Below are 16,926 nucleotides of genomic sequence, written 5' to 3' on the forward strand. Positions count from 1 at the left end.
GCCACGCCGGGCGCTAGACGCGAATCCCCTTGCCGACCGTCACCACACCACCGGCGGACACCGAATAGCGTTCCCGGTCGTGGTCGAGATCCACACCGAGGTGCTCGCCCTCCCCCACCACCACGTTCTTGTCCAGGATGGCGTGCCGGACCACCGCACCCTTGCAGATGCGGACACCCGGCATCAGCACCGTACCCTCGACGATCGCGCCGTCCTCGACGACGACATTCGACGACAACACCGAATCCCGCACGGTCGCAGCCGAAATGATGCAGCCGGCACCGACAACCGAATCCTGTGCCATCCCGCCCTGCACGAATTTGGCCGGCGGCAGATTGTGGGTCTCACCGCGGATCGGCCAACGCCGGTTGTACAGGTTGAAGATCGGATGCACCGACACCAGGTCCATGTGGGCGTCGTAGAAGGCGTCCAGTGTGCCGACGTCGCGCCAGTACCCACGATCGCGTTCGGTGGCCCCGGGTACCTCGTTGTTCTTGAAGTCGTAGACGTAGGCGGCGTTGCGTTCGACGAAGGCGGGGATGATGTCGCCGCCCATGTCGTGATCGGAGTCGGAGTCGGCGGCATCGGCGCGAATCGCCTCCACGAGTGCCTCGGTGGTGAACACGTAGTTACCCATCGAGGCGAAGGTGACGTCAGGATCGTCGGGGGTGCCCGGCGGATCGCTCGGCTTCTCCAGGAAGCGCGTGATCCGGCCCGACTCGTCGGAGTCGATGCAGCCGAACGCGGTCGCCTCCGACCGCGGCACCCGGATACCGGCGACCGTGACGTCGGCACCGGATTCGATATGCGCCTCCACCATCTGCGAGGGATCCATCCGGTACACGTGGTCGGCGCCGAAAACGACGATGTACTCCGGCTGTTCGTCGGTGATGAGGTTCATCGACTGGAAGATCGCGTCGGCGCTGCCGGTGTACCAACGCGGCCCCAGGCGCTGCTGCGCGGGGACCGGCGTGATGTACTCGCCGTGAAACCCAGATGTCCACCAGGTCTGCGAGATATGACGGTCGAGTGAATGCGACTTGTACTGTGTCAGCACGCAAATGCGTTCGTAGCCGGCATTGACCAGGTTCGACAGCACGAAGTCGATGAGACGGTACGCACCACCGAACGGCACCGCGGGTTTCGCACGATCCATCGTCAACGGGTACAGGCGTTTACCTTCTCCGCCGGCGAGGACGATACCGAGGACGTGCGGCTGGGATCTCACCCTGTCAACTTAACCGCCATCGCACGCGGGGGCCAGACGAAACCGCCCGCTGCGACAGCTCGGCACGCCGAGCGCTCATCGGATGCGCCCGGCGCCGGTTGGCACTAGCGTTTCCCCCATGAGGGTGGCGATGATGACCCGGGAGTACCCACCCGAGGTGTACGGCGGTGCCGGCGTACACGTGACCGAGCTGGTCCGTCACCTGTCCACCCTCGCAACCGTCGACGTGCACTGCATGGGCGCCGCCCGGGACACCGCACAGGTCTACGGCCCCGACCCGGCGCTGGCGGGCGCAAATGCCGCGATCACCACGCTGTCGGCCGATCTGCGGATGACCGTCGGCGCCGCCGCCGACATCGTGCACTCACACACCTGGTACACCGGGCTGGCCGGCCACCTCGCCGCCGCCCTTTACGGGATTCCGCACGTACTGACCGCCCATTCGCTGGAACCGATGCGCCCATGGAAAGCCGAACAACTCGGCGGTGGTTACCGGGTGTCGAGTTGGGCCGAACGCAACGCGGTCGAATATGCGGACGCCGTGATCGCGGTGAGTTCGGGGATGCGCACCGATGTCTGCGACACCTACCCGCGACTGGACCCCGACCGCGTCCACGTCGTACGCAACGGAATCGACACCACGGCATGGTTTCCGGTGGACGATCCGTGGGGGCCCGAGTCGGCACTGGTGCGGCTGGGCGTCGACCCCGACCGGCCGATCGTGGCCTTCGTCGGTCGCATCACCCGACAAAAGGGGGTGGCCCACCTGGTGGCCGCCGCGCACCGCTTCGACCCCGACATCCAGCTGCTGCTGTGTGCCGGCGCCCCCGACACCCCCGAGATCGGCGCCGAGATCGAAGTCGCGGTCGCCGAACTGTCCGCGACGAGATCCGGGGTGTACTGGGTACGCGAGATGCTGCCCCTGCCGCGCATCCGCGAGATCCTGACCGCGGCATCCGTTTTCGTCTGCCCTTCGGTGTACGAACCGCTGGGGATCGTCAACCTGGAGGCGATGGCCTGTGCCACCGCGGTCGTCGCCTCCGAGGTCGGCGGCATCCCGGAGGTGGTGCGTGAGGGTGTCACCGGCCGCCTGGTCCGCTACGACCCGGCCGACCCGCGCACCTTCGAGATGGCCTTCGCCGACACCGTCAACGCCGTCGTCGCCGACCCGCAGACGGCCCGCACGATGGGCGCGGCCGGGCGCGAACGCGCACGTTCAGAGTTCTCCTGGGATGCCATCGCCGCTCAAACCCTGCAGGTCTATCGCGGCGTGCTGCACTGACGATTCGCCGCGAACACCGCCGAGGTTCCAGCGATCAGCGGCGTGGCCGGCACACCGTCAGTGTCACCGACACCGTGACGTCGATCGTGCTGTCACCGACGAGCGACCGTGCGGTGTCCGCGATCTCGTCGGCCGCCAGGTGGAAGGCCGATGGACCCATGCCTGCCAGGTCAGCGACCGTCCGGGCATCGAGTGCGCGCCGATAGGTGAGCGCATACTCGTCGACGATGTCGAAGTGCTCCCCCACCGAGTCGTGCACCCGTGCCGATTTCGCATCGCCGACGGCGAGCATGCCCATCGCGGAGACGATCTCGCCCAGATGGTCGGCGCGCGGATGGACCACGAACAGCGCTCCGTCGGCGGCGAGCACCCGGGCGAAGTCGGCGACGTTGCGGGGCGCGAATACCGACAACACCACGGTGGCACTGTGGTCGGCGACCGGCAGGCCCTGCCAGACATCACCGATCACCGCGGAGATCGAGGGCCGGCCGCGCAGCATCGCGCGCGCACCGGCTTTGGACAGATCGATACCGAGTGGGCGCGGTTGGCGCGTCGGGTCGGCGGCCGTCGCCGCTTGCGTGACCGCCCGGAGATAGTGTCCGGCACCGGCACCGGCGTCCACCAGCACTGGATGCCCACTCGCAGCCGCGGTGATCACCGGTGTGGTCCGGTCGGTCAAGGTGTTGATCAGCGGGGCGAAGACCTCGGCGCCGTGTACGCGGTCCCGCGCGTCGATCATCGCAGCGGTATCGGCCCGCAGCGTCCCCGACGCACCATGGAGCAACGACACATACCCCTGCCGGGCCAGGTCGAAACTATGCCGCTGCGGACAACGCAATACGCCGCCGACCAGTGTGAATGTGGCCATACACACTGGACAGCGGAGTACGTCGAGAATCGCGCGGACAGCCGCCGTCCGACCCGGAGCCGGGTCGGTCGACGCTTGGTCGTCTCCGGTCAGCCGGTGACTCCGCGCAGTTCCTCGCCGAGGGCCGCAGCCTCATCGGCGGTCAACTCGACGACGAGCCGCCCCCCACCTTCGATCGGAATCCGGACAACGATTCCACGCCCTTCCTTGGCCGCTTCGAGGGGGCCGTCCCCAGTACGTGGCTTCATTGCCGCCATTTCTCAAGCTCCCTTCAGAAGGCACTGCTGGACATCATGATACTTGGCAGTCACTACTGACAGGTCAGCTGGCGGACGTGTCCGTGTTGTCAGCCCCGTCCGCAACGCCGGAATCGGGGTCCGGGGCACCGTCGATGAGGTTCGGCGACGCTGTCTCGCCCCCCTCCTCCGCAGCCGCAACGGACGGTTCAGCGGTCAACGGAGTGGACTGTGTCGCCGTCGGCCACTCGTCGGTGACCTCGTCGGCGATTGCCTGCGGGATGGGACCGGCATGCACATACGCCAGCCGTTGACGGAGTTCGTCGATCTCACCGGCCAGCCGGGCCAGCGCCCAATCCACCTCGGACTGCCTGTAACCGCGCAGGGTGACCGCGAATCGCAACGCGCGCACGTCGTCTCCGGCAACGCCGGATCGGGGCAGCGTCGTCAGTGTCGTCCCCGGCTGCAGCGGCGGCAGGTCCTCGCCTCGCCCGAATACGAACCAGACGACGGCGAAGACGGCGGCGACGACGATCGCCATGATCAGCAGGTACAGCAGTATCGTCTGCATACCGTCAATCTTGGCAGACGTGCCGGTCGGCGATCCGGGGGCACAGATGCGCCGGCGGCCGGGTCATCACGACCCGGCCGCCGGCCACGTTCTCGACGGGTGACACCCGCGGGTCAGGAAGCCATCTCGGCGTCGGAGTCGTTCATCGAACGCAACGTGTTCATCGCCGGTCGGTCCTCGAGGTACACCTCGGTGGTGTGCGGGGTGAACGAACCGTCCGGTTCCGCGGTGAACTGGGTGAGTCCGACACCCGAGTCCGACAGCCCACATCGACGCATCAGGGTTCCGACGATCTGCCTGCTCATCACCCCGAGTTCGATCAGCGGACGGTTGCGGTGGGTACGCACCCCCAGGTTGACCTGGCCGATGCCCTCCAGACCGTAGCGATCGTAGGTGTCGATCAGCAGGCCGATCTCGACGCCGTAGCCGGGGGCGAACGGCACCGACGACAACAGTTCGCGGGTACCGGCGTATTCACCGCCCAGCGGCTGCAGCACCGCGGTGAGATCGGGCTTCTGCGAGGCGAGCAGCGGGCGTGCCACAAGTTCGGTGACGCGGCCGCCACCGTTGGCGTCCTGGGTATCCCCGGTGCGCAGCGGCCGACGGTAGTAGCCCTTGACGAGCTGAATGTCGGGGTTCACGAGCAGCGGACCGAGCATCTTGGGGACGAACATCGGGTCGGGATCGATCAGGTCGGAGTCGACGAAGGCGATGATGTCGCCGGTGGCGACCGCGATCGACCGCCACAGCACCTCGCCCTTACCCTTGACGGGTTCGAGTTCGGGCACCGCCTCCTCACGGGAGACGACCTGCGCACCAGCGGCTGTCGCCCGTTCCGCGGTGGCGTCGGTGGAGCCGGAGTCGAGCACGATCAGTTCGTCGACCAGGGTGCCGACGAGCGGGCGGATCGAGGCGATGACATCGGCGACGGTCTCCTCCTCGTTCAGCGCGGGCAACACCACCGACACGGTTCGGCCGTCCTTGGCGGCGATGAGTTCGTCGATCGTCCAGTCGGGCTGTTCCCAGGTGTGGGTCGTCGACCAGCGCTGCTTGCGTCCGGCCGTCTCCGCAGAGGTCGGCCAGATGGCCGTGCGGTCGCGATTGTTGTTTGCGGTCGCCTTGCGGGCGGCGCGGTTGAGCGGTTGGTCTCGGCGTACCTGTTTGGTCATGCGAGTCCCCTGACTGTTCGGGCGGGAGGTCGTGTTCCCGCTATGGCAGCAACCATGTCGATCGTGCGCCGGGTGGCGGCAACCTCGTGAACGCGAAAGATCCGGGCGCCCTGGGCGGCGCTCAGTGCCGTCGCGGCGAGTGTTCCCTCCAGCCGTTGTTCGAGTTCGACACCCAGAGTCTCCCCCACAAAGTCCTTGTTGCTCAGCGCCATCAGCACTGGCCAGCCGGTATTAACAAGATCTTTTACGTGGCGTAACAAGGTCAGCCCGTGGTGGGTGTTTTTGCCGAAATCGTGCGTCGGATCGATCACGATGCCGTCACGCGCGACACCTGCTGCCAGGGCACGTTCGGCCGCTGCGGTGACGTCGGCGAGCACATCGGCGACGACATCGGTGTAGCCGACCCGATGTGGGCGGGTCCGGACGGTCGCCCCGCCGGTGTGCGAGCAGACGATGCCCGCCCCGTGCGCGGCGGCGACCGCGGACAGGTCGGGGTCGAAACCCGCCCAGGTGTCGTTGATCAGGTCGGCACCGGCCGCGCAGGCGGCATCGGCGACGTCGGCACGCCAGGTGTCCACACTGATCAGCAGGTCCGGGTAGCTGTCGCGGATCCAGGCGATCATCGGGACCACCCGGGCAGCCTCGGTGACGGCGTCGACCTCGTCGCCCGGGCCGGCCTTGACCCCGCCGATGTCGACCAGATCCGCACCCTCGGCGACGACCTGGGCGATGCGGGCCTGCGCGGCTTCGTCGGAGAAGCTCGCACCCCGGTCGTAGAAGGAGTCGGGGGTGCGGTTGACGATCGCCATCACCAACGCCCGATCGGTCGCCACCGGACGCCCACACAGCGTCGGGGAGATACCGGCATCGGGTCCGATGCCGGTCTCGGCGTCGGCGTCGAAGCCGGCCACGAGGCCCCTGTCACTCATGCGACCCAGGGTAGGCGACCGCGATGCGGACCAGTCCCAGGGTGGCCCAGCGGTTGGGGCACTCAGCGCTGTGGGTATTCAGCGCGGTGGGTATTCAGCGCAGGGACACTCAGCCCTTGGGCACCCGGGCCGCGGCTACGTCGGCGGCATAGTCGTCGTAGTAGGCGACATACCCGCCCGCGCGTCCCGCGAGTACCAGCACGGTGTCGTCGGCGGTGTCGGTGTAACCCTCGTCGCGGAGTTCCACCTTGCGGTTCTTGAAGGTGGACGTCTGTTCCAGATGGTCGACCACCCGGATGAACAGCGGCACGGCGTAGGCAGGCAGCGCGTTGTAGAGGTGTTCGGCGAGCTTGCGCCCGTCGAGTTCGGCGCCCTCGTGCAGGGTCACCGCGGCCATCCCGGCCTTACCGTCGGTGCCGGGTACCTCTACACCGAAGGCGACCGAACCGGTGATCTCGTCCATGCCGTCGAGGCCGGCCTCGACCTCCGTGGTGGCCACGTTCTCGCCCTTCCACCGGAAGGTGTCGCCGAGACGGTCGACGAAGGCGATGTGACTGAAACCCTGATCGCGCACGAGATCGCCGGAGTTGAACCAGACGTCGCCCTCTTTGAAGGCATCCCGGACGATCTTCTTCTCGGTCTCGGCCGGATCGGTGTAGCCGTCCACCGGAACCCGATCGTTGACGCCGGTGATGAGCAGACCGGTGCCGCCCCGGCCGACGCGGCGCAACCGTCCGTCGGCACCGCGTTTCGGTGCGCCGTGCTCGTCGTAATCGACGATCGCGTACGGGAGCGGGCAGAAGCCCGCGGTCCGGCTGGCACCGAAAGCGTTGACGAACACCAGGTTCAGTTCACTCGCACCGTAGAACTCGACGATCCGGTCGATGCCGAATCTCTGCTGGAACTCGTCCCAGATGTCCGGGCGCATACCGTTGCCGACGATCAGCCGAACCGAATGTGCGCGGTCGGTGGGTTTGGGCGGTTGCGCCAGCAGATAGCGGCACAGCTCGCCGATGTAGCAGAAGGCGGTGGCCCGGTTGGCGATCACGTCATCCCAGAATCGCGACGCGGAGAACTGTCGGCCGATGGCGATACAGGCACCCGAGGCCAGCACCGACGACAACGACACCGACAGCGCGTTGTTGTGGTAGAGCGGCAGCGGCACGTACAGGGTGTCGCTGGCCCGCAGCCGAACGGCGAGTCCGCCGATACCCGACATACTGGCCAGCCATCGGTTGTGGCTCATCACGCTGGCCTTGGGCAGCCCGGTGGTGCCCGAGGTGAAGATGTAGAACGCCTCGGTCGAGGCGGGCAAGGTGGCGGTGATCGCCGGATCGGTCTCCGGCTTACCCTCGGCGGCGGCGTCGAAGGCGGTGAAGTCGTAGACGTGGGCGGGCAGTATCTGGCCAGGGATCGAGTCGAAGGCCTCGGCGCAGTCGGGGTCGTGGACCAGCACCCGCGCGCCGAGCAGCTTGACGCTGTGTTCGAGGACGCCGCCCCGCTGGTTGTAGTTGAGCATGCCCGCGATGGCGCCGATCTTCACCGTGGCGAGCATCAGCAACAGATCGGTCGGACAGTTCTTGGACAGGATCGCGACCACGTCGCCCTTGCCGACCCCGTCGGCGGCCAGTGTCGCCGCATAACGGTTGACCCTGCGGTTGGCCTCCCCGTAGGTCATCGACTTGCCTTCGAACCGAAGGAACGGACGATCGGGATGTGCGGCGGCGTGCTGGGCGAAGATGCGGCCGATGGTCCTCTTCGCCTCCGGCGGGCGGCGGAGCATGCCCGGCGCGTGCCGCAACATCAGCGGCGCCTGCGGCGCCATCTTGATCACGCCCTTGAGCAGATCGGTGATTCCGACAACCGATTTGGTGCCCGATGAGGCCATCACGTGTCTCGCTCTCTGACGCAGGAAGCGGGTGAATGAATTACCGTGCGCGAACTCATACAACGCGCGTTGACGAAGTATGCCCTATCTTACCGACCAGTAGGAAATGTGGGTCACAGTCACCCGACGCCCTCGGCCGCATCGCCTGGGCCGATCAGTGCCAGGGCCGCATCGACCGATCCGACGACCAGCAGGCGGTCCAGCGACCGTCGGCTCACGAACCCGCGGGTCGACAGGTCCTCGAGCCACCCCCGCAGCGGCGCGTAGAAGTCGAACGGGTCGAGTAGCACCACCGGTTTGTCGTGCATCCCAAGGTATCCGCCGGTCCAGGTCTCGAAGAGTTCCTCCAGCGTCCCGATCCCACCCGGCAGGGTGATGAAGGCGTCGGCGCGGTCGTCCATGATCTGCTTGCGCTGCCGCATGGTCTCGGTGACAACGAGTTCGTCGGCATCCAGATCGGCCACCTCACGGGCCATCAAGGCCCGCGGGATCACCCCGACGGTCCGACCGCCGGCCGCGCGCGCGGCGACGGCGAGCGCACCCATCATCGAGATGTTGCCGCCGCCGGACACGGTCACATGACCGCCCCGCGCGAGCGCCGTGCCGAGGTCGGCAGCGAGGTCGATGTAGCGCTGCTCAACCGGCCCCGACGCACAGTAGACGCAGACCGCGCTCATGGTTTGACAGATCCGCTGCCGGCCCGGCCCGCGCGCGCCGCGTCGATGATCTCGACGACCTCCGCGGGATCGTCGACGATATGCAACAGATCGAGATCCTCGGCGGCGATCATCCCCTTGTCCAGCAGCACGGTCCGCATCCAGTCGACCAGTCCGCCCCAATGCGCCGAACCGACCAACACGATCGGGAAGCGCACCACCTTCTTGGTCTGCACCAGGGTCAGCGCCTCGAACATCTCGTCGAGGGTGCCGAAACCGCCGGGCAGACAGACGAAGGCCTGCGCGTACTTGACGAACATCGTCTTGCGGACGAAGAAGTAGCGGAAGTTCATGCCGAGGTCGACCCACGGATTCAGGTGCTGCTCGAAGGGCAATTCGATATTGAGCCCGATCGAGGTGGCCCCCGCTTCGGAAGCACCCTGATTGGCCGCCTCCATCGCACCTGGTCCGCCACCGGTGATCACCGCATAGCCCGCCTCACCGAGGACCCGTCCCACCTCGACACCCAGCTCGTAGTCGGCGGTGCCGGGCGCGCTGCGCGCCGACCCGAACACCGTGACCGCCTCGGCGACATCGCTCATCGCGTCGAAACCGGCGACGAATTCGGACTGGATGCGCAGCACCCGCCAGGCGTCGCGGGTGGTGCGTTCGGCGCGAAGGCCGGTGTCGCGCGGATCGATCCACTCCAGCAGCCGCCGATCGGTGGTCTTGACGTCGTCGGTGTCCCGGCGGACCCGCATCGGCCCGATATAGCGGGTGTACTGGCTTTCCTCGTCCACGATGGTCGTCTCCCCGATCGAGACCTCCTCGGCGGGAGCCGGCGGAACATGATGGGCTTCTGGGGTGCTGGGCATGACGGCCACGCTAGCAAGCGCCGACGACGCCACGCGCCCGTCGCCACACCTCAGGACAGGTAGGTGCGCAGAATCTCGGTCACCTCGCGGATCTGGGCGACCGGTACCCGTTCATCGACCCGATGGGCCAGGTTCGGATCCCCCGGCCCCAGGTTGACCGCCGGGATCCCGAGTGCGGAGAAGCGTGACACGTCCGTCCAGCCGTATTTGGCGCGGAAGCGACCGTCGGCGGCCGCCACGAGTGCGGCCGCGGCCGGATGCGCCAGGCCCGGTAGCGCACCCGACGCCGAGTCGGTCACCTCGAAACCGAGGGTCCCGTCGGCCAGATGATCGGCGAAGACCTCGCGTACATGGTCGATCGCCTGCTGCTCCGACCGGTCCGGGGCGAACCGGAAGTTGACGTCGACGTGGGCGGCATCGGGGATGACATTGCCGGCCACCCCACCGCCGACACCGACCGCCGACAACCCCTCCCGGTACTCGCAGCCGTCGATGTCCACCCGCCGTGGGGTGTAGGCGGCCAGTGTGGTCAGCACCGCACCCAGCTTGTGAATCGCGTTGTCCCCCATCCATGCCCGCGCCGAGTGGGCGCGTGTCCCGGTGGTGCTCAACCGGATCCGCGCGGTGCCCTGACAGCCCGCCTCGATCTGTCCGGCGGTCGGTTCACCCAGGATCGCCACGTCCCCGCGCAACCACTCGGGTAGCTCCCGTTCGATGAACCCGAGGCCGTTGTACCGCGCGGCGATCTCCTCGCAGTCGTAGAAGACCAGCGTCAGGTCATGGGCCGGCTCGGCGAGGGTCGCAGCCAGATGGAGGAAGACCGCATCCCCCGATTTCATGTCGACGGTGCCGCAGCCGTGCAGGACATCACCTTCGGGGCCGGCAGGTTCACGACGATGCGGCAGGTTGCCCGCGACCGGCACGGTGTCGAGGTGCCCGGCCAGGATGACCCGCTGTGCGCGACCGAGATGTGTGCGGGCGAGCACCCGATTGCCGTGGCGGAGGACCTCGAAGTTCGGCGCCTGCGCGCGCAACGCCAGCTCGACGGCGTCGGCGATGGCCGCCTCGTGATGGGATTCGCTCTCGATATCGACGAGGGCGGCGGTGAGATCGACGGGATCGGCGGTCAGATCGAGAGCAGACGGCATGGTCTCACCGTAGTCCGGTGTCGGCGCCCCGCGGATCAGGCGGGTTCGAGCGACGCGGCCCCGAAGGAGACGCTGAAGCGCACACACCAGAGGAAGACCGCCGGATACTTCGCGAGGTCGACGTCGGCCGGGATCATGTACACCTGATTGCCCTTGTTGCCCTTGATCTCACCGAGGTCGACGTTGTCTGCGTTGGCGGCCTTGCGCCACCCACCCACTCCCCCGACCACTGCGCCGTCGGACAGATAGACGTGGACGTCGGGGCCGGTCGTCGTATCCAGATCGGCGATCGCCAAGATCCGGGTCCCGTCGGGCCGCTCGATGATCGACGCCGAACCCGAGGTGTCGTGCTCGTGGCTGATGAATTTTCCGGTCGACAGCAGCACGGGCTGTCCGGGCGGCACCGGAGCACCGGGTGACGGGGCGGTCACCGCGACCGGGATCTCGTCGTCGACCACGGTGTCGACGAAGATCAGCCAGGGCTGGAACAGATATGCGCCGACCGACAGCGCGATCACGACGACTGCGGTCACGCCACCGAGAATCCATCGTCGGCGCCGTTTACGTCGCGCCGGCGACAGCTGTGTGGACGTCGCCTGCGTGGGCGGATCCTGCCGGCCGAGATCGGACATACCGCCACGGTAGAGACGCGACAGCCGCCTGACCAGAGGTGTGGCCCGAATGTATGACGCCCCGCAATCGCGACGATCTCATCCCGTGTCCGATTCGTTCATGACGACGGTCGGGCGATCGTGTTGGCTGGATCCATGAGCATCCCCGATCCGGCCGCATCGGCCACGCCGCGTCCCAACGCCCTCTCGATCGTCGTCGCCGATATGGCGGCAGCGCTCGCCTTCTATCGGCGCTGCGGGCTGACCTTCGACGACGGTGCCGAATCCGCACCGCACGCACAGGCCCAGGTCGGCGATTTCGCGATCATGTTCGACACCCAGGAGGTGGCGCGGTCCATCGACCCCGAATGGACGCCGGGGACCGGTGGCCCGCAGATGTCGCTCGCATTCGCCTGTACCGATCCGGCCGCCGTCGACGCCATCCACGCCGACCTCGTCGCGGCCGGATACCAGTCGGAACTCAAACCTTTCGATGCCTTCTGGGGGCAGCGGTATGCCAAGGTGCGCGACCCGGACAACAACACCGTCGACTTCTACAGTGCGCTGACGTGAGTCCCAGCGGCGTGTGAGGACGGCGCACGACCGGTGAGGGCGCGCACTTCGCGATACATATGCGCGTAGTCGGCATAGCCGCACCGCGCCGCAACGTCGCTGAGCGAACCCGCCCCGGGCGTCGAAAGCAGGGCAGTCACCGACCGCATTCGCAGGATGCGGCCCAGCGTCTTCGGGCCATAGCCGAAGTACCGCAACGACTGTCGATGCAACGACCGCTCCGTCATGCCGACCGTGCGGGCGCAGTCGGCAACCGACGTCCCGGCCCGCAGCGCGTCGACCGCAACCCCCACCCATTCCGGTGTCACCCCGCGCGTATGGGCGGCACACCAGCGTTCCAGGTCGGCACCGGGGGTCGGCGACTCATGCAGCCGCTCGGCGAGCCGCTCGATCTCGTTGCCCGTCCAGATGTCGCGGGCGGGCACCCGGACGTCGCGGAGGTCGGCCGCCGAGACGCCCAGTACCGCGGGCGCACAACCGGGATCGAAGCGGATCCCGGTGACCGTCGCAGTGGTGTCGGTCGCCGCAAGGTTCGCGACGGTGTCGGGACCGGCCACCAGAAGTGTCCGCCCGGTCCAGATCAGGTCCATACACCCGTCGGGATCGATACTCGAGCCACCGGCCTGCCGTTCGACCCGCCAGATCGTCGCAGGCAGCACCGCTGCCCGGACCTCACGGTAGGGCTGAGGCGGGTTCGCGCCGGAGTCGGCCGTCACCTGTTCCACTATTCCTCATCGCCTAGACTGACGTCCCGTGACTACGACTGGCGCAATCGCAACCGGCATCGCGACCGTGACCAACGGCGGCTCCGACGACCTCGGGGTCGTCCTGGACGTCTGGTTCCCGGCACCCGAACTCAGCACTGAGACCACCTCGGAGACGACCTTCCCCGACTCCGCCGCCGTCCCCGCCGAACTCCGCGAGCTCGTCGGCGTGGATGAGGCCCGCGGGGTGAAGACGATCGCCGTGCGCACCACGATCAGCGATCTGTCGGCAGCCCCGGTCGACGCCTACGACGTCTACCTGCGCCTGCACCTGCTGTCGCACCGGCTCGTCAAGCCGCACGGCGCCAACCTCGACGGTCAGTTCGGGCTGCTCGCCAACGTCGTGTGGACCAACCACGGTCCCTGCGCCGTCGACGGTTTCGAGCAGGTACGCGCCAAGCTGCGTGCGCGCGGACCGGTGACCGTGTACTCCATCGACAAGTTCCCGCGGATGGTCGACTACGTCGTGCCCGGCGGTGTCCGCATCGGCGACGCCGACCGCGTCCGTCTCGGCGCCCATCTGGCCGCCGGTACCACCGTCATGCACGAGGGTTTCGTCAACTTCAACGCGGGCACGCTCGGCTCGTCGATGGTCGAGGGCCGCATCTCCGCGGGCGTCGTCGTTGGCGACGGCTCCGACATCGGCGGCGGCGCGTCCACCATGGGCACTCTGTCCGGCGGCGGCAAGGAGATCATCGCGCTAGGTAAGCGCTGCCTGCTCGGCGCCAACGCCGGCTGCGGTATTCCGCTCGGCGACGACTGCGTCATCGAGGCCGGGCTGTACGTGACCGCGGGCACCAAGGTCACCGGACCCGACGGCACCAGCATCAAGGCCCGCGAACTCGCCGGCCAGTCGAATCTGCTGTTCCGGCGCAACAGCCTGACCGGCGCGGTCGAGGTGGTGCCGTGGAAGGGTGACGGCATCGCCCTCAACGAGATGCTGCACAAGCACAACTGAGCCGGTCACGGCCGGAGCGACGACGGCGCCGGTGGGATTCCCGAATGGGATCTCACCGGCGCCGATGTCATCTGTGGCGTTGTGGTCGCGTCAGGCGGTCAGCCGCCGTGCGGCCTCGGCGATCCGTTCGTCGGTGGCGGTCAGCGCCATCCGGACGTGGCGGACCCCGGCCGGACCGTAGAAGTCGCCCGGCGCGGCCAGGATGCCGCGGGCGGCCAACCAGTCCACGGTGTCCCGGCACGGCTCATCCCGGGTGGCCCACAGGTACAGACCGGCCCGCGACTCGTCGATGCGGAAGCCCGCGTCGAGGACGGCCGTGCGCAGCACCTCCCGGCGGGCGCGGTAGCGCTCGTACTGCGCGCGGATGTGCTCGTCGTCGGCGAGCGCGGCGGTCATCGCCCCCTGGATCGGGAAGGGCAGCATGAGTCCGGCATGTTTGCGGACCGCCAGCAGTTCGGCGATCAGCTCCCGATCGCCGGCGAAGAACCCGGCCCGGTAGGACGCCAGGTTGGAGACCTTGGACAGCGAATGCACCGCGATCAGCCCGGTGTGGTCACCATCGCAGACGCGCGGGTCCAGAATCGACAATGCCTGCTCATCCCAGCAGAGATCGAGATAGCACTCATCGGACACCAGGATCGTGCCGCGTTCCCGCGCCCACTGCACAACCTTGCGCAGATGGTCGACGCCGAGCACCTTGCCGGTGGGATTCGACGGCGAGTTGATGAACATCAGGGCCGGCCTGGACGGTCCGAGCGCCACGGTGGAGTCGGCGCGCACCGGAGTCGCACCGGCGAGGAGCGCACTCACCTCGTAAGTCGGATAGGCGACCTCGGGGATGACTACGACGTCACCGGCACCGACACCCAGCGTCGACGCCAGACCGGCGATCGCCTCCTTGGTGCCGATCACCGGCAGGATGCCCGACTCGTCCAAGCCGGTGACGGAGTGCCGTCTGGCCAGGGCATCGCAGGCCGCGGTGCGCAGGTCCAGGGTGCCGATCGTCGTCGGATATCCGGGAAACTCGGCGGACGCGGCCAGCGCGCGCTGGATCAGCGGGTCGACCGGATCCACCGGGGTACCGACCGACAGGTCGACGATCCCGCCGGGATGCGCGGCCGCCGTCGCCTTGGCTGCGGCGATGGTGTCCCACGGGAAGTCGGGCAGGATCGCACTCACCCGGCGACGCCCGGCCCGTCGGCCTCCGGCTGAATCCGCGGTCACCGGTGCCGTCACTCCTCTTGGTTCATCGGCGGCAGGGCCTTCACGAACGGTGCGTCGTAGTCGGTTTTGCCGATCTTGCTGGCACCGCCCGGCGAGCCGAGCTCGTCGAAGAAGTCGACGTTGGCACCGACGTAGGGTTCCCACTCGTCGGGCACATCATCTTCGTAGAAGATCGCCTCGACCGGACACACCGGCTCGCAGGCGCCACAGTCCACGCATTCGTCGGGCTGGATGTACAGGCTGCGCCCGCCCTCGTAGATGCAGTCGACCGGGCATTCCTCGACGCAAGCCTTGTCCATGACATCGACGCAAGGCTCGGCGATGATGTACGTCACCACACTCTCCTTCGCTGAAAATCTGTATGCGGCAGGGGCGTCACGGCTCGCCGCGAACCCCGGTCCGGCACGACACAAGGGCTGGTTGTGCCGTCTGTGCGGACACCCGGCGGTGCTGGATCGGCAGCCGAACAGACGGCACGCCGCGCCCCCGGGCAGTCCACCCGACAAGAGTATCCGCCCCGCATCCACGTACCGAACAGCCGCCCCCTGGCGACCTGGCCGGATATCGGGGTTTCGTAACGTGGATCACACCGCGGCGGCATGGTCGGATGATCCCGCCTTTGGAATCACGCCGCCGCGAACCCTGGTCCGCGCGCGCGAGATGCTTCATCGTGACCACATGATCGTCGTTCCGAGCTCGGCCGAAGCCATGGGTTCCCGCACCCTGATGGCCATGCGCTGTCGTCACGTGTCCTGCTGTCGCTGACACCGACGCACCCGAGCCGACCTGACCGATCCATCGTCGCGACCCGTTGTCGTCGTGACGGATTCTCCCAAGGAACATCCGATGACCTCCACGCTCACCCGGCCCACCGTCCGGACCCCGGCCTCTCGCAGCGCCGCCGACCGCGCCCGCGCCCGCGCCGACCGCACCCTCGACCCGGCCACCGTCACCCGGCCGCGCACGCATCTCCCGACTCGGCTACGCCCGGCCGACCTCCTGCGCATCACCGATCAGGGCGTCGCCGACGTCCTCGACGGACGGCACGACCATCTCCTCCCCGCGACGTGGGACCCAGTCGAGCGCTGGGCGACGCGCATCCACGCCGACGACGACGTCGACGTCTGGCTGATCAGCTGGACTCCCGGCGAGGCGACCGAGTTGCACGATCATGCCGGCTCCCTCGGCGCGCTGACCGTACTGTCCGGTTCGCTGCGCGAGTACCACTGGACTGGCCACGACCTCCAGGTCCGCATCCTCGACGAGGGCGACCAGGCCGCTTTTCCACTGGGCTGGGTGCACGACGTCATCCGCAACGAACCACCCACCAACCCCGCGCCGGTCACCACCGCCAGCGCGGCGGTCGACTTGGCCACGCCGACGCTGAGCGTGCACGCCTACTCACCGCCGCTGACCGCGATGTCCTACTACGACGTCACCGAGGCGGGGCACCTGCGCCGAGACCGCACCGAGCTGACGGATCAGCCGGAATGACCGCCGCACGAATCCGGGTGGCCACCACCCCGCCGACCATCGACGACATCCTCGACGCCGCGCGTGCCCGTATCGATCGCCTGGCCGCCGACGAAGTCGCCGCCGAAGTCGCTTCCGGCGCAATCCTGGTCGACATCCGACCGCAGGCGCAACGCGCGGCCGAGGGGCAGGCGGCCGGTGCCATCGTCATCGAACGCAATGTGCTCGAGTGGCGCTGCGACCCCGCGAGCGACGCCCGCCTGCCTGCCGCCGTCGACCACGACGTGCGCTGGATCATCCTGTGCTCGCAGGGATATACGTCGAGTCTGGCGGCTGCCGCGCTCCAGGACCTCGGCCTGCACCGCGCCACCGACGTCGTCGGCGGCTACGAGGCACTCAGCGCGGTGGCCTGACCCCTCCTGCACTTAGGGGACGAACGGTTCCTCCCCGGGTTTCGTGTTCGTCGCCCAGTT

The 16,926-nt window shown here is 67.9% G+C and carries 19 protein-coding genes; 5 read left to right on the plus strand and 14 right to left on the minus strand.

Annotated features, from left to right (window positions below; genetic code table 11):
- Positions 1-13: 13 nt before the first annotated feature.
- The gene (gene glgC / locus QSJ18_RS02775) at positions 14-1,228 is read right to left on the minus strand and encodes a glucose-1-phosphate adenylyltransferase (RefSeq protein WP_286324683.1); all 1,215 of its coding nucleotides are present in this window, start codon (positions 1,226-1,228) and stop codon (positions 14-16) included.
- Between the two features lie 118 nt (positions 1,229-1,346).
- Here glgC and glgA point away from each other — a divergent pair, with 118 nt between their 5' ends.
- Complete coding sequence (gene glgA / locus QSJ18_RS02780; protein ID WP_286324684.1) at positions 1,347-2,510, plus strand: glycogen synthase; 1,164 nt, start codon at positions 1,347-1,349, stop codon at positions 2,508-2,510.
- 34 nt (positions 2,511-2,544) lie between these two features.
- Here the strand turns inward: glgA and QSJ18_RS02785 are convergent, their stop codons facing one another.
- The 10 genes from QSJ18_RS02785 to QSJ18_RS02830 form a co-directional block, all read right to left on the minus strand.
- Positions 2,545-3,384 (minus strand): putative RNA methyltransferase, encoded by an 840-nt coding sequence (locus tag QSJ18_RS02785; protein WP_462475966.1) that lies wholly within the window; start codon positions 3,382-3,384, stop codon positions 2,545-2,547.
- A gap of 83 nt (positions 3,385-3,467) precedes the next feature.
- Entirely contained in the window at positions 3,468-3,635 is a 168-nt protein-coding gene (locus QSJ18_RS02790) for a DUF3117 domain-containing protein (RefSeq protein WP_004019232.1), read from the minus strand.
- 64 nt (positions 3,636-3,699) lie between these two features.
- Entirely contained in the window at positions 3,700-4,185 is a 486-nt protein-coding gene (locus QSJ18_RS02795) for a DivIVA domain-containing protein (protein WP_286324686.1), read from the minus strand.
- Positions 4,186-4,298: 113 nt separating this feature from the next.
- Positions 4,299-5,354: a glucosyl-3-phosphoglycerate synthase gene (locus QSJ18_RS02800; protein WP_286324687.1), complete on the minus strand. Its 1,056-nt coding sequence runs from the start codon at positions 5,352-5,354 to the stop codon at positions 4,299-4,301.
- Positions 5,351-6,163 carry a dihydropteroate synthase gene (gene folP, locus QSJ18_RS02805; RefSeq protein ID WP_286324828.1) on the minus strand — a complete coding sequence of 271 codons (813 nt, stop codon included), beginning with the start codon at positions 6,161-6,163 and terminating at the stop codon, positions 5,351-5,353. The genes QSJ18_RS02800 and folP overlap by 4 nt, the downstream gene beginning before the upstream one ends.
- A 229-nt stretch (positions 6,164-6,392) precedes the next feature.
- Positions 6,393-8,171: a long-chain-acyl-CoA synthetase gene (locus tag QSJ18_RS02810; RefSeq protein ID WP_286324689.1), complete on the minus strand. Its 1,779-nt coding sequence runs from the start codon at positions 8,169-8,171 to the stop codon at positions 6,393-6,395.
- A gap of 119 nt (positions 8,172-8,290) precedes the next feature.
- On the minus strand, positions 8,291-8,848 hold the full coding sequence (locus QSJ18_RS02815) for an LOG family protein (protein ID WP_286324690.1): 558 nt from the start codon (positions 8,846-8,848) through the stop codon (positions 8,291-8,293).
- Entirely contained in the window at positions 8,845-9,702 is an 858-nt protein-coding gene (locus QSJ18_RS02820; RefSeq protein WP_286324691.1) for an LOG family protein, read from the minus strand. Before QSJ18_RS02820 ends, QSJ18_RS02815 begins: the two co-directional genes overlap by 4 nt.
- A 50-nt stretch (positions 9,703-9,752) precedes the next feature.
- Positions 9,753-10,850 (minus strand): succinyl-diaminopimelate desuccinylase, encoded by a 1,098-nt coding sequence (gene dapE / locus QSJ18_RS02825; RefSeq protein ID WP_286324692.1) that lies wholly within the window; start codon positions 10,848-10,850, stop codon positions 9,753-9,755.
- Positions 10,851-10,885: 35 nt separating this feature from the next.
- Entirely contained in the window at positions 10,886-11,395 is a 510-nt protein-coding gene (locus tag QSJ18_RS02830) for a DM13 domain-containing protein (protein ID WP_286324829.1), read from the minus strand.
- A gap of 222 nt (positions 11,396-11,617) precedes the next feature.
- Here QSJ18_RS02830 and QSJ18_RS02835 point away from each other — a divergent pair, with 222 nt between their 5' ends.
- The gene (locus tag QSJ18_RS02835; RefSeq protein ID WP_286324693.1) at positions 11,618-12,034 is read left to right on the plus strand and encodes a VOC family protein; all 417 of its coding nucleotides are present in this window, start codon (positions 11,618-11,620) and stop codon (positions 12,032-12,034) included.
- On the opposite strand, the gene QSJ18_RS02840 is transcribed toward QSJ18_RS02835, so the two are convergent.
- Positions 12,016-12,759 (minus strand): helix-turn-helix domain-containing protein, encoded by a 744-nt coding sequence (locus QSJ18_RS02840; protein ID WP_286324694.1) that lies wholly within the window; start codon positions 12,757-12,759, stop codon positions 12,016-12,018. The genes QSJ18_RS02835 and QSJ18_RS02840 overlap by 19 nt on opposite strands.
- Before the next feature lie 28 nt (positions 12,760-12,787).
- Between QSJ18_RS02840 and dapD the strand changes: the two genes are divergently transcribed.
- Positions 12,788-13,756, plus strand: a complete 969-nt coding sequence (dapD, locus tag QSJ18_RS02845; RefSeq protein WP_286324695.1) for a 2,3,4,5-tetrahydropyridine-2,6-dicarboxylate N-succinyltransferase — start codon at positions 12,788-12,790, stop codon at positions 13,754-13,756.
- A gap of 90 nt (positions 13,757-13,846) precedes the next feature.
- Here dapD and dapC read toward each other — a convergent pair whose 3' ends face one another.
- Positions 13,847-14,980, minus strand: coding sequence for a succinyldiaminopimelate transaminase (gene dapC, locus QSJ18_RS02850; RefSeq protein WP_286324696.1), 1,134 nt, complete (start codon positions 14,978-14,980; stop codon positions 13,847-13,849).
- Between the two features lie 8 nt (positions 14,981-14,988).
- A complete protein-coding gene (gene fdxA / locus QSJ18_RS02855) occupies positions 14,989-15,318 on the minus strand; it encodes a ferredoxin (protein ID WP_286324697.1) in 330 nt (109 codons plus the stop codon).
- A gap of 508 nt (positions 15,319-15,826) precedes the next feature.
- On the opposite strand from fdxA, the gene QSJ18_RS02860 reads away from it, so the two are divergent.
- Complete coding sequence (locus tag QSJ18_RS02860; protein WP_286324698.1) at positions 15,827-16,474, plus strand: cysteine dioxygenase; 648 nt, start codon at positions 15,827-15,829, stop codon at positions 16,472-16,474.
- Complete coding sequence (locus QSJ18_RS02865; RefSeq protein ID WP_286324699.1) at positions 16,471-16,866, plus strand: rhodanese-like domain-containing protein; 396 nt, start codon at positions 16,471-16,473, stop codon at positions 16,864-16,866. The genes QSJ18_RS02860 and QSJ18_RS02865 overlap by 4 nt, the downstream gene beginning before the upstream one ends.
- Positions 16,867-16,926 lie beyond the last annotated feature (60 nt).

It is taken from the genome of Gordonia heveisoli (assembly GCF_030315745.1).
Taxonomy (GTDB): domain Bacteria; phylum Actinomycetota; class Actinomycetes; order Mycobacteriales; family Mycobacteriaceae; genus Gordonia.